We start from the raw sequence: 13,212 nt of genomic DNA, 5'->3' as shown, positions 1-13,212 counted from the left end.
CAAAATGCCCCGCTATCGACATGATAGTGGGGCATTGTGTGAGGCTGGCAAAGGCTGCGATCAGCCCTCGCGCACCATGTCGACGTGGGGAATGCCGACTTCCAGGAACTCCTCGCTGACGATCTTGAAGCCCAGCCGCTCGTAAAACGGCGCGGCATACACCTGTGCGCTCAGAAACTGCTTGGCCTGGCCGCGTTTTTCGGCCTCGCCAATCACCGCTTCCATCAGCTTGTCGCCCACTTTGAGCCCGCGCCAGTCCTTGAGGACTGACACGCGCCCGATTTCACCGCTGGGCAGCAAGCGGGCGGTTCCGATAGGAAAGTCGCCTTCAAACGCGAGGAAATGCACCGCGCCCGCGTCGTCTGCGTCCCATTCAAGCTCAGGTGGAACCGATTGTTCAGCGATGAATACCGCTTCACGAATGCGCCGTATCTCGGCGATATCCTTTTGCCAGTCCGCGACACTTACGTGAATTTTATTCATCGGCAAACCCCAGGCTTCCTTGCTTGACCAGTTCGCACAGCAGATCGCGGCCGTCTTCGTCCGCCAACCATGGCGTAAGGTTTTCGAGGTGCAGGGCATCGGCCGCGCAGATCAGTTTCAACAGCTCGCGCAGTTTGCCCGGCAGGTAGCGGCTCTGGCCGCTGGCGAACAGCAGCAGGTCGTCGTCCACTTCTGACCAGGCCAGGCGCGCGCTCGGGTTGCGGACCAGTATCGCGCCGTCTTCCAGGCTGCCGATAAAGTCGTGTTCTTCCAGCTCTTCGCCCGCCACCAGCTCTGGGTAGCGCGGCTCGGTCATGAACTGGCCGAACCAGGTCAGCAGCATGCGCTCGTCGCTCATGTGCTCGGCCAGCAGGCTTTTCAGGCGGTCCAGGGCGTCCGTCTGGATTTGATGCGGGTCGCTGACCGGCTGCGCGTCGGCGTCGGTGTAACGTTCTTCGTCCGACAGGTACTGGCTCAAAAAGTCGGTGAAATGGGTCAGGACTTCGGCGGCGCTCGGTGCACGAAAGCCCACCGAATAGGTCATGCAGTCATCTTCTGCAATGCCGTAGTGGGCCAGGCGCGGCGGCAGGTAAAGCATGTCGCCCGGTTCCAGCACCCATTCGGCGCTCTCTTCGAATTCGGCGAGGATGCGCAGGTCTGCGTGTTGCAGCAGCGGGCTTTCGGCGTTGCACATCTGGCCGATCTTCCAGTTGCGCTTGCCTTGGCCTTGCAGCAGGAACACGTCGTAGTTATCAAAGTGCGGACCCACGCTGCCACCCGGGGCGGCAAAGCTGATCATCACGTCGTCGATGCGCCAGCTCGGCAGGAAGCGGAACTGCTCCAGCAGCTCGGCGACTTCCGGTACGAACTGGTCGACGGCCTGCACCAGCAGGGTCCACTCGCGCGCAGGCAGGGTGCTGAACGCGTCTTCGGCGAACGGGCCGCGGCGCAGTTCCCAAGGGCGCTCGCCGTGTTCGATCACGATGCGCGACTCGACTTCTTCTTCCAGGGCCAGGCCGGCCAGTTCGTCGGCGTCGATCGGGCTTTCGAAGTCAGGGATGGCCTGGCGGATCAGCAGCGGTTTTTTCTGCCAGTAGTCGCGCAGGAATTCCCGTGCCGTGATGCCGCCCAGAAGTTGAAGTGGAATATCGGGATTCATATGTAACCTATTGAAAAAAAGCGTTTTTCAGCCGGGAATGAAAACGCCCGGCGCTGCCGGGCGTCTCAAGGGTGCTGCGATGTATCAGATGCGTTTGGCTTGCGCCACGGCGTTGCCGATGTAGTTGGCCGGGGTGAGCTGTTTCAGCTCGGCCTTGGCTGCCGCGGGCATGTCCAGCGAATCGATGAAAGTTTGCAGCGCTTCTGGGCTGATGCCCTTGCCGCGCGTCAATTCCTTCAGTTTTTCGTAGGGGTTTTCGATGTTGTAACGGCGCATCACGGTCTGGATCGGCTCGGCCAGGACTTCCCAGCAGGCGTCCAGGTCGGCCGCGATTTTCTGCTCGTTGAGCTCAAGCTTGCTGATGCCCTTCAGGCTCGCTTCGTACGCGATCACGCTGTGGGCAAAGCCCACGCCGAGGTTGCGCAGTACGGTGGAGTCGGTCAGGTCGCGCTGCCAGCGCGAGATCGGCAATTTGCTGGCCAGGTGCTGGAACAGTGCGTTGGCGATGCCCAGGTTGCCTTCGGAGTTTTCGAAGTCGATCGGGTTGACCTTGTGTGGCATGGTCGAGGAACCGATTTCACCGGCAATGGTGCGCTGCTTGAAGTAGCCCAGGGAGATGTAGCCCCAGATATCGCGATCGAAGTCGATCAGGATGGTGTTGAAGCGCGCAATGGCGTCGAACAGCTCGGCGATGTAGTCGTGCGGTTCGATCTGCGTGGTGTAGGGGTTAAAGCCCAGGCCCAGTTCGTCTTCGATGAAGGCGCGGGCGTTTTCTTCCCAGTCGATCTGCGGGTAGGCCGACAGGTGGGCGTTGTAGTTGCCCACGGCGCCGTTGATTTTACCCAGCAGCGGCACGGCGGCCACTTGAGCGATCTGACGCTCAAGGCGGTACACCACGTTGGCCAGTTCTTTGCCCAGCGTGGTCGGCGAAGCCGGTTGGCCGTGGGTGCGCGACAGCATCGGCACGTCGGCAAAACGGATGGCCAGCTCGCGGATGGCGTTGGCGGTCTGGCGCATCAGCGGCAGCATCACGTCATCACGGCCTTCACGCAGCATCAGGGCGTGGGACAGGTTGTTGATGTCCTCGCTGGTGCAGGCGAAGTGGATGAACTCGCTGACCTTGGCCAGTTCCGGCAACTGGGCCGCCTGCTCCTTGAGCAGGTACTCAATGGCTTTGACGTCGTGGTTGGTGGTGCGTTCGATCTCTTTGACGCGCTCGGCGTGCTCCAGCGCGAAATTGTCGGCCAGGGCGTTGAGCACGGCGTTGGCCTCGGCGGAAAACGCCGGGACTTCACCAATGCCCGGGTGAGCGGCCAGGCGCTGGAGCCAGCGCACTTCAACCAGAACACGGGCACGGATCAGGCCGTACTCGCTGAAAATAGGGCGCAGGGCCTGGGTTTTGCCGGCGTAGCGGCCGTCAACAGGGGAAACCGCAGTGAGCGAAGAAAGCTGCATGGGGTGTTCTCGGACAGTCGGGCAACGAAATGGGGCGCGCATCATACATGAAAAAAATCCGCCGGTCCGTTGCCAACTGACCGGCGTATTACGCGTGGACTACTGAAAAAGACGTGCTGCTGCGACTTATTCGTTGCGCATCAACGGGTAAAGCTCTTTGAGCAATTTGCGGCGGCTGACCACCAACTGCCAGCGGTGGCCGCCCAGTTGGCGCCACAACCGCGCCGAACGAATACCGGCCAGCAGCAAGGCGCGGATCTTGGACGCGTTGTTGGGTTGCTGCAGGTTGCGCATGTCGCCATGCACCTGGATACGCTGGCGCAAGGTGCTCAGGGTGTCCTGGTACAGGCCGCCGACGGCCGCGATCACGTTTTCGTGGGCCGGGCCGAAGTGCTCCACCTGCGACTGGATCTGCGGCAGGCGCTTGCCAATGGTGTCGAGCAAGTCGTCGCGCTTGGCCAGTTGGCGCTCAAGGCCAAGCATCGACAGGGCGTAGCGCAGTGGTTCGCGCTGCAAGGTGCTCGGGTCGCGCTCCAGTGCGCCGACCAGGGCGCGATAACCGTCGCGCAGCGCCAGGTCATCGCCGCCGTACACTTCAAGGGTGTCCTTGGGGTCGCGGATCAGCAGGCTGCCCAGCATGCAGGCCAGGCCCGCTTCGGTCACCTGGCCGGTCCGGGCGATCTTGTCCACCAGGACCGCCGCCAGAAACACGCCGCCCAGCGCCGTCAATTGCTCCTGGATCGGGCTCATGCCGGGCTGCTCCAGGCTTGCGCGACTTCAATCACACCGCCGCCCAGGCAGATTTCACCGTCGTAAAACACCACCGATTGCCCCGGCGTCACCGCGCGTTGCGGTACGTCGAACGTGGCGCGGTAGCCGCTGGCGGTTTTCTCCAGCGTGCAGGCCTGGTCGCCCTGGCGATAACGCACTTTGGCGGTCAGGCGGCGCGGAGCGCTCAAGTCGATCGGGTTGACCCAATAAATGTCGGAGGCGAGCAGGGCGCCCGAGAACAGCCACGGGTGTTCGTTGCCCTGGCCCACAATCAGTTCGTTGTGTTCTAGGTCCTTGACCAGCACGTACCACGGCTCTTCACCGGCGTCTTTGAGGCCGCCGATGCCCAGGCCCTGGCGCTGGCCGATGGTGTGGTACATCAGGCCATGGTGGCGGCCGATCACGTCACCTTCGGTGGTCTTGATCTCGCCCGGTTGCGCGGGCAGGTACTGCTTGAGGAAGTCGCTGAAACGGCGCTCGCCAATAAAGCAGATGCCGGTGGAGTCCTTTTTCTTGGCCGTGGCCAGGCCGTGTTTTTCGGCGATGGCGCGCACTTGCGGCTTTTCCAGTTCGCCCACCGGGAACAGGGTCTTGGCGATTTGCTCGCCACCGACGGCGTGCAGGAAATAGCTCTGGTCCTTGTTCGGGTCCAGGCCCTTGAGCAGTTCGGTGCGGCCATCGATATCGCGGCGGCGCACGTAGTGGCCGGTGGCGATCAGGTCGGCGCCCAGCATCAGGGCGTAGTCGAGGAACGCCTTGAACTTGATTTCGCGGTTACACAGGATGTCCGGGTTCGGCGTGCGCCCGGCCTTGTATTCGGCCAGGAAGTGCTCGAACACGTTGTCCCAGTACTCGGCAGCGAAGTTGGCGGTGTGCAGCTTGATGCCGATCTTGTCGCACACGGCCTGGGCGTCGGCCAGGTCGTCCATGGCGGTGCAATATTCCGTTCCATCGTCTTCCTCCCAGTTCTTCATGAACAGGCCTTCCACCTCATAACCCTGCTCCATCAGCAGGACGGCGGAAACGGAAGAATCCACGCCGCCGGACATGCCGACGATGACGCGCTTCTTTTGTGTGTCAGAAGGGGCTGGATCACGCATAGGTTTCAACGGGTGTCTTGAAAAAGGACGCGATTCTATCAGGCCCCGGCCTTCAAGGCTAAACAGAAGGACGTCTGAGTGACCGGCGCACTTGCGCTGTTTCGGCGCAGGTGCCAGGGGCGCGCGCTAAAACAGGCCCCCTTCGGCGCACCTGCGCGCAGCCCCTGGCTTGCAAGCCCCGATAAACCGGGGTTCAAGGCGATTGGCATGAGAGATGCTTTGGTAGGGTTGCCTTGTATACATGAATGGACTCACCCAGGGCGCTCCCACCATTCATTGAACAGGGGTATCCGGATGTCTGATTTTGACCGTCGCAGTTTTATCAAATTGGCTGGCGTCATCGGCCTGGCGGCAGCGCTGCCGTTCAACCGCGCGTTTTCGGCCGATGCCCCCTTGGTGGTGGGGTTCATTTATGTCGGTGCCCGTGACGATTTCGGCTACAACCAGGCACATGCCCAGGCAGCGGCCATTATCAAGACGTTGCCCAATGTCAAAGTCATCGAAGAAGAAAACGTGCCCGAAACCGTGGCCGTACAGAAAACCATGGAAGCCATGATTCGTCAGGACGGCGCCACGCTGATCTTCCCGACCTCGTTTGGCTATTTCGACCCGCATGTGGTCAAGGTCGCGAAAAAATACCCCGATGTGCACTTCGCCCACTGCGGCGGCCTGTGGCGCAAAGACCACGACCCGATCAACGCCGGCAGCTTTTTTGGCTACATCGACGAGGCGCAATACCTCAACGGCGTGGTGGCGGGCCACATGAGCCGATCGAAAAAGCTGGGCTTTATTGCCGCCAAACCCGTGCCTCAGGTGTTGCGCAACCTGAATGCCTTTGCCTTGGGCGCCCGTTCGGTTGACCCGAGCATTGTGACCACGGTGATTTTTACCGGCGACTGGTCGTTGCCGGTCAAGGAGGCGGAAGCCGCCAACAGCCTGATCGACCAGGGCAGTGACGTGCTGACCTGCCATGTGGACGGCCCCAAAGTGATCGTCGAAACCGCAGAAAAACGTGGGGTCATGACCTGCGGTTATCACGCAAGCCAGGCGCCGCTGGCCCCCAAGGGCTACCTCACCGGCGCCGAGTGGAACTGGGAAACGCCCTACAAGGCGCACGTGGCGGCGTCCCAGAGCGGCGCACCCATGATCAATTTCCTGCGCGGCGGGCTCAAGGACGGCTTCGTCAAGACCTCGGCCTATGGCCCGGCGGTCAGCGAGGCGGCCAAGCAGCAGGCTGATGCGGTCAAGGCGCAGATGCTGGCGGGCAACTTCGTGATTTTCAAAGGGCCGCTCAACGACAACACCGGGGCGTTGGTGATTGCCGACGGCGTCTCCCATGCGCAAACCGACATTGCGCTCGAAAGCATGAATTACCTGGTTGACGGTGTGCGCGGTCAGATCTGAGGAAGGCCCATGAGCGTTTTCAAGCGTGCATGCCACACGGCAGGTGCCCTGTTGCCTGGCTTGCCGAGCCTGCTGGCGGTGTTTTCGTCGGCCCTGCTGTTCATGCTGTTTCTGGCGGTGCAAGGCCTGTCCGCGTGGCAGGCACTGCGTTGGGTCGGCGAGGGCGCCTTTGGGTCCTGGTTTGCCTGGGAAAACACCTTGCAGCGCGCGGCGCCGTTGATGCTCACCGCATTGTGCGTGGCCTTGCCGGCGCGTGCAGGGTTGATTGTCATCGGCGGCGAAGGCGCGCTGGTACTGGGCGGCTTGACGGCAGCGGTGGTGCCGTTATGGCTGGGGCCGCTGCCGTCCGGCGTGATGCTGTGTGTGATGGCGGGCAGCGCGATGCTGGTGGGCGGCCTCTGGATCGGGCTCAGCGGCGGGTTGCGTCAGTACCGGGGCGTCAATGAAACCATCAGCAGCCTGTTGCTTTCGTACATCGCCCTGGCGGTGTTTCGCCAACTGGTGGAAGGCGTGTTGCGTGACCCGGCGAGCCTGAACAAACCGTCGACCGTGCCGCTGGCCGACGCCTACCTGATAGGCAACATTGGCGAGAACGTTGAGGTGCATTGGGGGCTGGTGGCCGGTGTGGTGGCGTGCCTGCTCGCGTATGCGCTGGTGCGCCACAGCGTCAAAGGGTTTGCCCTGTACGTGGTCGGCGGCAATTTGCGCACGGCGCAGATGCTGGGACTGCCGGTGGACCGCCTGGTGCTGCTCAGTTGCCTGCTCGGCGGCGCGGCGGCGGGCCTGGCCGGGATGTTTGAAGTGGCGGCCGTGCAGGGCAGTGCCAACGCCGCCTTGATTGCGGGCTATGGCACCAGCGGGATTCTGGTGGCGTTCGCCGCGCGTCACCACCCGTTGGCGATCATCGTGTGTGCGGTGTTGCTGGGCGGCCTGGAGGCCAGCGGCAGTCTGCTGCAACGCAGGCTGGGCTTGCCGGACGCCACCACCTTGATCCTTGAAGGCCTGTTGTTCATCAATCTGTTGCTGTGGGAGGCGCTGGGCGGGCGCATCGCGGCCTGGCGCCTGCGGCTTGCCACGGCTCGTACCGGAGGCCTGCACCATGGCTGATCTCACCACGTTTCTGCTGGCCCTGCTGGCGGGCTCCATTCGGGTTGGCACACCGTTTTTGTTTGTCAGCCTGGGCGAGTGCCTCACCGAAAAAAGCGGCCGGATCAACCTGGGGCTCGAAGGCATTCTGGTGGCCGGGGCCATGGCCGGTTATGCCGTTGCCTGCCTCAGTGGGTCGGCCTGGCTCGGGGTCATGGCCGCCGCCGGGCTGGGCGCGTTGCTGGGCCTGTTGCACGGGATTGCCTGCTCGCTGCCCCGGGTGAATGACATCGCGTTTGGCATCGCCCTGATCCTGCTGGGTTCCGGGCTGGCGTTTTTCCTGGGCAAGCCGTTTATCCAGCCCCAGGCGCCCCTACTGCCTTCGCTGGCACTGGGCGGCTGGAGCAGCGTGGAGCGCGTGCGCTCGGCACTGAATATCAACGTGCTGTTCTTTCTGGGCGTGGCCCTGGCATTCGCGCTGCATTGGGGCCTGCGCAGCACACGCTGGGGGCTGCAGGTGCGCTTGGTGGGCGACCACGCCGAGGCCGCGCAGGCACTGGGTTATCGGCCGGTCTACGTGCGCATTGTGGCCACCGTGATCGGCGGCGCCCTTGCCGGTATCGGCGGGGCGTATCTGTCGCTGTATTACCCCGGCAGTTGGAATGAAGGCTTGTCCAGTGGCCAGGGCTTGATGGCAGTGGCGCTGGTGATCTTTGCCCGCTGGCGGCCATTGGCCTGCCTGTGGGCCTCCTTGCTGTTCGGTGCTGCGGGGGCGATTGGCCCGGCGCTGCAAGCGGTGGGCATCAGCAGCGGTTATTACCTGTTCGCGGCGGCGCCCTATGGCTTGACGCTGCTGGTGATGATTGCGACGTGTCGGCGTGGCCGCACCCTGAACGGTGCGCCGGGTGAATTGAGCTTGACCCGTTAACGACTCAAACGTTGGAGGAGATAAGGCATGGCCAGTGGTCTTGGTGGTTTGAACAAGTCGCCCAACGGTGTGGTGATCGGTCTGGCGCAGTTGGCGCTGCCCGACCCGCACACCCGCGAAGCGTTGTGGGCGCAAACGCAAAAAGTCGTGGGCATGGTGGCCAAGGCGCGGCGCAGTAACCCCGGCATGGACCTGATTGTGTTTCCCGAGTACGCCCTGCACGGGCTCTCCATGAGCACCGCGCCCGAGATCATGTGCCACCTGGACGGCCCGGAAGTCGCGGCATTGCGCGAGGCCTGCCGTGTGCACGCCATCTGGGGGTGCTTCTCGATCATGGAAGCCAACCCGCATGGCAACCCGTTCAACAGCGGTTTGATCGTCGATGACGAGGGCCAGATCCGCCTCTACTACCGCAAGCTGCACCCTTGGGTGCCGGTGGAGCCCTGGGAGCCGGGCGACCTGGGCATTCCCGTGTGCAAAGGCCCGCGCGGCAGCACATTGGCGTTGATCATCTGCCACGACGGCCAGTTTCCGGAGATGGCCCGGGAATGTGCGTACAAAGGCGCCGACATCCTGCTGCGTACCGCCGGGTACACCGCGCCCATCCGCCATTCGTGGTCGATCACCAACCAGGTAAACGCCTTCACCAACCTGATGCAGACCGCCAGCGTGTGCATGTGCGGCTCCGACGGCACCTTCGACTCCATGGGCGAGGCGATGTTCGTTGATTTCGACGGCACCATCATGACCCAGGGCGGCGGGCGCGCCGATGAAATCGTCAGTTGTGAGTTGCGCCCCGACCTGGTGCGCGAGGCCCGTTTGCACTGGGGCGTGGAGAACAACATCTACCAGTTCGGCCATCGCGGTTACGTGGCGGTCAAGGGCGGCGCGCAAGACTGCCCCTACACCTACATGCACGACCTGGCCGCCGGCCAGTACCGCTTGCCGTGGGAAACCGAGGTGCTGCACACCGACGGCGCCGCCTGCGGCTTTGCCACCCCTTCGCGCCCATACGCGCCCGTGCCCACCACCTGGAAGGACTAACCCCATGAGCGAACGCTATGTAGCTGGCGACCCCTACCGATGGCCGTGGAACGGGCAGTTGCACCCGCACAACACCGCGCTGATCGTCATCGACATGCAGACCGATTTTTGCGGCGTCGGGGGCTATGTCGACAGTATGGGCTATGACCTCTCGCTGACCCAGGCGCCGATCCAGCCCATCCAGGCATTGCTGGCGGTCATGCGCCAACAGGGCTTCACCATCATCCACACCCGCGAGGGCCATCGCCCCGACCTGAGCGACCTACCGCCCAACAAGCGCTGGCGTTCACAGCGCATCGGCGCTGGTATCGGTGACCCCGGGCCTTGCGGGCGCATCCTGGTGCGTGGCGAGCCCGGCTGGGAAATCATCGAGGCGCTGGCCCCCCAGCCCGGTGAAATCATCATCGACAAACCCGGCAAAGGCTCGTTCTGCGCGACCGACCTGGAGTTGATCCTGCGTACCCGAGGTATCGATAACCTGATCCTCACCGGCATTACCACCGACGTGTGCGTGCACACGACCCTGCGCGAAGCCAATGACCGCGGGTTTGAATGCCTGCTGGTGGAAGACTGTTGCGGCGCCACCGACCCGGCCAATCATGCCGCCGCGCTGAGCATGGTGAAGATGCAGGGCGGCGTGTTTGGCGCGGTGGCGCATTCCTCGGCGCTGATCGACGTGCTGGGGGGCTGAACATGCGTGCGCTGAGCCTGGAGACGATCGGGGCAACCAAGACCTTTGGCGCGTTTCGCGCCCTGGACGACGTGTCGTTCAAAGTGCGCGCCGGTACGGTGCACGCCTTGCTGGGCGAAAACGGCGCGGGCAAGAGCACCTTGGTGAAGGGCATCATCGGCTACGGCCCGCTGCAATCGGGCAGCATCCTGATCGGTGACCGTGAGCGCGCCATCCGAAGCCCGAGGGATGCGCGCGAGTTGGGCGTGGGCATGGTGTATCAGCACTTCACCGTGGCGCCGGGCTTGAGCGTGGCGGAAAACCTGGTGCTGGCCCGGGGCAGCCTGCCGTGGCGGGTCGACTGGAAAGCGGAATATGAACAGCTGCGTGCGTTTATGGCGCGCATGCCGTTCCGGCTGGACATCGAGCGGCCGGTGAGCAGCTTGGCGGCCGGGGAAAAACAGAAGCTGGAAATTCTCAAGCAACTGTACCTGGAGTGCCGCCTGGTGATTCTGGACGAGCCGACGTCGGTGCTGACCCCGCAGGAGGCAGACGAGGTGTTGGGCCTGATGCGCGACATGGCGCACCGTGGCGAGCTGACGGTGCTGATGATCACCCATAAATTTCGTGAAGTGAGCACCTACGCCGACCACGTCACGGTGTTGCGCAAAGGCCGCTGGGTGGGTAGCAGCGCGGTGGCAGACACCTCGCCCCAGGCCCTAGCCACCTGGATGATGGGCCACTCGCCGCCCCGGGCGGTGCTGACCGAACGCCCGCCGGTGACGCAGCAGCCCCCGCGCCTCGAGGTGCTGGCGCTGGAGGTGCCCGGCGACAAGGGCACACTGGCGGTGCGCGGGGTGTCGTTGGCCGTGAGGCCGGGGGAGATCGTCGGCATTGCCGGGATCTCGGGCAACGGCCAGCGGGAATTGACCGAGGCGCTGTTGGGGCAGCGGGTTGCCAGCGCAGGCACGGTGCAGATCGACGGCCAGCCCTACACGGCGCGGCGCGAGCAAATGCAGCGGCTGCGGGTGCACAGCCTGCCCGAGGAGCCGCTGCGCAATGCCTGTATTGCCAGCATGAGCGTGGCGCAAAACCTGGCCTTGCGTAATTTTGACCAGCCGCCGTTGTGCCGTGCGGGTGGGTGGATCAACCCACGGGCCATCGGTGAGCAGGCGCGCCGGTTGATCGAGCAATTCAAGGTCACCCCGGCGGATCCGCAGCGGCCCATCGGCACCTTGTCCGGCGGTAACGTGCAGCGTGCGGTGCTGGCGCGTGAGTTGCCGGCCGATGTCTCGGTATTGATCGTTTCCAACCCGGTGTTCGGCCTGGACTTCGCGTCGGTCGCGCTGATTCACCAGCGCCTGCTGGATGCGCGTAACGCCGGGGCGGCGGTGCTGTTGCTCAGCGAGGACCTGGACGAGTTACTGGACCTGGCGGACCGTATCGTGGTGATTCATGACGGGCACCTGGTCCACGAAACCTTGGTGGGCGAGGCCGATCGCGCAGCACTGGGGCGCTGCATGGCCGGTGCCGACACGGCCTTGCAGGTGCCCGCATGATCGCCGTTCACAGCCAGCCAAGCCCCTTCAGCTTTGAGCCCGGCCATACGGCGCTGGTGATCATTGACATGCAGCGCGACTTTCTGGAGCCGGGTGGTTTTGGCGCGGCGCTGGGAAACGACGTGACGCTTTTGCAAGCGATCGTGCCTACGGTGCAGCGGTTATTGGCACTGGCCCGCGCGCAGGGGGTGTGCGTCATTCATACCCGGGAGTCCCATGCCGCGGACCTTGCCGACTGCCCGCCCGCCAAGCGTGAGCACGGTGTGCCGGGCCTGCGCATCGGCGATGCGGGGCCCATGGGCAGGATTCTGGTGCGCGATGAGCCCGGTAACCAGATCATCGGCTCGCTCGCCCCGGTGGCCGGGGAGTGGGTGATCGACAAGCCGGGCAAGGGCATGTTCTACGCCACCGGGCTGCATGAGCGGCTGGCCGCGCAGGGCATCACGCATCTGATTTTTGCCGGGGTGACGACAGAGGTGTGCGTGCAGACCAGCCTGCGCGAGGCCAACGATCGTGGCTTTCGCTGCCTGCTGATCGAAGACGCCACCGACAGTTACTTCCCGGCATTCAAGCAGGCCACGCTGGCCATGATCACGGCGCAGGGTGGGATTGTGGGGCGTGTCGCCACACTGGCGGCACTGGAACAGGCGTTTCACGGAGGTCACTGATGGACATCAACTTGCCGCACATCGTGGCGCAAGTCAGCGCAGCGTTCCTCGATTACGAGCGGGCGCTGGTGGCCGACGAGCTGGCCACGCTGGACGCCTACTTTTGGGACTCGCCGCACACCGTGCGTTACGGGGTCGCGGAAAACCTGCACGGCGCCGCAGCGATTGCCCGTTACCGGCGTCACTGCCAGCCGGTGGGCCCGGGCCGACAGTTGGAGCGCACGGTGATCAGCACCTTTGGCGAAGACTTCGCTACGGTCAGCACCGAGTTTCGCGACGGTGTCAGCTCGCGCCTGGGACGGCAGATGCAAACCTGGGCGCGACTTGAGGGCGGCTGGAAAGTCGTGGCGGCCCACGTCAGCATAGACCTGAGCTCGTTGGCGCCTTAAAGCGAAGGGCGGATCAACTCAAGGCTGTGGTTTTTGCCGTCCAGGTAGTCGTCGATGCAGCGGATGATCAACTCGCTGCGCCAGTGCTCGCGCAGGTCCATCAATTCGTCGCGCGTCAGCCAGCGGGCGCGCACGATGCCTTCGTCCAGTGTGTAGTCGGGGTGGTGTTTCAGCGCCTTGGCGATAAAGCACACCCGCTGATAGGTCACGCCATTGCTGGGGGCGGTGTACAGGTAGATCCCCACAATGCCGGTGGCTTCGACGTCCCAGCCGGTTTCTTCCAGGGTTTCGCGCACGCAGGCTTGGGTCAGGGTTTCGTTGGGGTCCAGGTGCCCGGCGGGCTGGTTGAGCACGGCGCGACCGCCTTTGAGTTCTTCGACCATCAGGAAACGGCCGTTGTCTTCGACGATGGTTGCGACGGTGATGTGAGGTTGCCAGGTCATAAAAGTCTCGGTGAGTGAGGCGCTCGACATCATACGGGGGAGGTTGTGACGCT

Annotated in this window: 14 protein-coding genes; 8 read left to right on the top strand and 6 right to left on the bottom strand. The window is 63.7% G+C overall.

Going from position 1 to position 13,212, the window contains the following annotated elements; all coding sequences use genetic code 11:
* Window positions 1-60 precede the first annotated feature (60 nt).
* From ACW9H9_RS01180 to mnmA, 5 genes are all read right to left on the bottom strand, one after another.
* Window positions 61-483 (bottom strand): GNAT family N-acetyltransferase, encoded by a 423-nt coding sequence (locus ACW9H9_RS01180; RefSeq protein WP_457341175.1) that lies wholly within the window; start codon window positions 481-483, stop codon window positions 61-63.
* The gene (locus tag ACW9H9_RS01175; RefSeq protein WP_457341174.1) at window positions 476-1,642 is read right to left on the bottom strand and encodes a ribosomal protein uL16 3-hydroxylase; all 1,167 of its coding nucleotides are present in this window, start codon (window positions 1,640-1,642) and stop codon (window positions 476-478) included. The genes ACW9H9_RS01180 and ACW9H9_RS01175 overlap by 8 nt, the downstream gene beginning before the upstream one ends.
* 84 nt (window positions 1,643-1,726) lie before the next feature.
* Window positions 1,727-3,097, bottom strand: a complete 1,371-nt coding sequence (gene purB, locus ACW9H9_RS01170) for an adenylosuccinate lyase (RefSeq protein WP_457341173.1) — start codon at window positions 3,095-3,097, stop codon at window positions 1,727-1,729.
* A gap of 126 nt (window positions 3,098-3,223) precedes the next feature.
* Window positions 3,224-3,847, bottom strand: coding sequence for a high frequency lysogenization protein HflD (gene hflD, locus ACW9H9_RS01165; protein WP_457341172.1), 624 nt, complete (start codon window positions 3,845-3,847; stop codon window positions 3,224-3,226).
* Window positions 3,844-4,968, bottom strand: a complete 1,125-nt coding sequence (mnmA, locus tag ACW9H9_RS01160; protein ID WP_457341171.1) for a tRNA 2-thiouridine(34) synthase MnmA — start codon at window positions 4,966-4,968, stop codon at window positions 3,844-3,846. The genes hflD and mnmA overlap by 4 nt, the downstream gene beginning before the upstream one ends.
* 294 nt (window positions 4,969-5,262) lie before the next feature.
* Here mnmA and ACW9H9_RS01155 point away from each other — a divergent pair, with 294 nt between their 5' ends.
* The 8 genes from ACW9H9_RS01155 to hpxZ are packed head-to-tail and all read left to right on the top strand — an operon-like array spanning window position 5,263 to window position 12,716.
* Window positions 5,263-6,372, top strand: coding sequence for a BMP family ABC transporter substrate-binding protein (locus tag ACW9H9_RS01155; protein WP_457341170.1), 1,110 nt, complete (start codon window positions 5,263-5,265; stop codon window positions 6,370-6,372).
* A gap of 9 nt (window positions 6,373-6,381) precedes the next feature.
* Window positions 6,382-7,479 carry an ABC transporter permease gene (locus tag ACW9H9_RS01150; RefSeq protein ID WP_457341169.1) on the top strand — a complete coding sequence of 366 codons (1,098 nt, stop codon included), beginning with the start codon at window positions 6,382-6,384 and terminating at the stop codon, window positions 7,477-7,479.
* On the top strand, window positions 7,472-8,386 hold the full coding sequence (locus ACW9H9_RS01145) for an ABC transporter permease (RefSeq protein ID WP_457341168.1): 915 nt from the start codon (window positions 7,472-7,474) through the stop codon (window positions 8,384-8,386). The genes ACW9H9_RS01150 and ACW9H9_RS01145 overlap by 8 nt, the downstream gene beginning before the upstream one ends.
* A gap of 27 nt (window positions 8,387-8,413) precedes the next feature.
* Complete coding sequence (locus ACW9H9_RS01140; RefSeq protein ID WP_457341167.1) at window positions 8,414-9,430, top strand: formamidase; 1,017 nt, start codon at window positions 8,414-8,416, stop codon at window positions 9,428-9,430.
* A gap of 4 nt (window positions 9,431-9,434) precedes the next feature.
* Window positions 9,435-10,121, top strand: coding sequence for a biuret amidohydrolase (biuH, locus tag ACW9H9_RS01135; RefSeq protein WP_457341166.1), 687 nt, complete (start codon window positions 9,435-9,437; stop codon window positions 10,119-10,121).
* Window positions 10,122-10,123: 2 nt separating this feature from the next.
* Window positions 10,124-11,659 (top strand): ABC transporter ATP-binding protein, encoded by a 1,536-nt coding sequence (locus ACW9H9_RS01130; protein ID WP_457341165.1) that lies wholly within the window; start codon window positions 10,124-10,126, stop codon window positions 11,657-11,659.
* A complete protein-coding gene (locus ACW9H9_RS01125) occupies window positions 11,656-12,327 on the top strand; it encodes a cysteine hydrolase family protein (protein ID WP_457341164.1) in 672 nt (223 codons plus the stop codon). The genes ACW9H9_RS01130 and ACW9H9_RS01125 overlap by 4 nt, the downstream gene beginning before the upstream one ends.
* Window positions 12,327-12,716 (top strand): oxalurate catabolism protein HpxZ, encoded by a 390-nt coding sequence (gene hpxZ, locus ACW9H9_RS01120; RefSeq protein WP_457341163.1) that lies wholly within the window; start codon window positions 12,327-12,329, stop codon window positions 12,714-12,716. Before ACW9H9_RS01125 ends, hpxZ begins: the two co-directional genes overlap by 1 nt.
* Here hpxZ and ACW9H9_RS01115 read toward each other — a convergent pair.
* The gene (locus tag ACW9H9_RS01115; RefSeq protein ID WP_457341162.1) at window positions 12,713-13,159 is read right to left on the bottom strand and encodes an NUDIX hydrolase; all 447 of its coding nucleotides are present in this window, start codon (window positions 13,157-13,159) and stop codon (window positions 12,713-12,715) included. The genes hpxZ and ACW9H9_RS01115 overlap by 4 nt on opposite strands.
* Between the last annotated feature and the right edge of the window lie 53 nt (window positions 13,160-13,212).

The sequence above is a fragment of the Pseudomonas sp. SDO5215_S409 genome (genome assembly GCF_054071325.1).
Note: the sequence above shows the minus strand (reverse complement) of the source record. Positions and strands in the feature narration are given on the sequence as shown.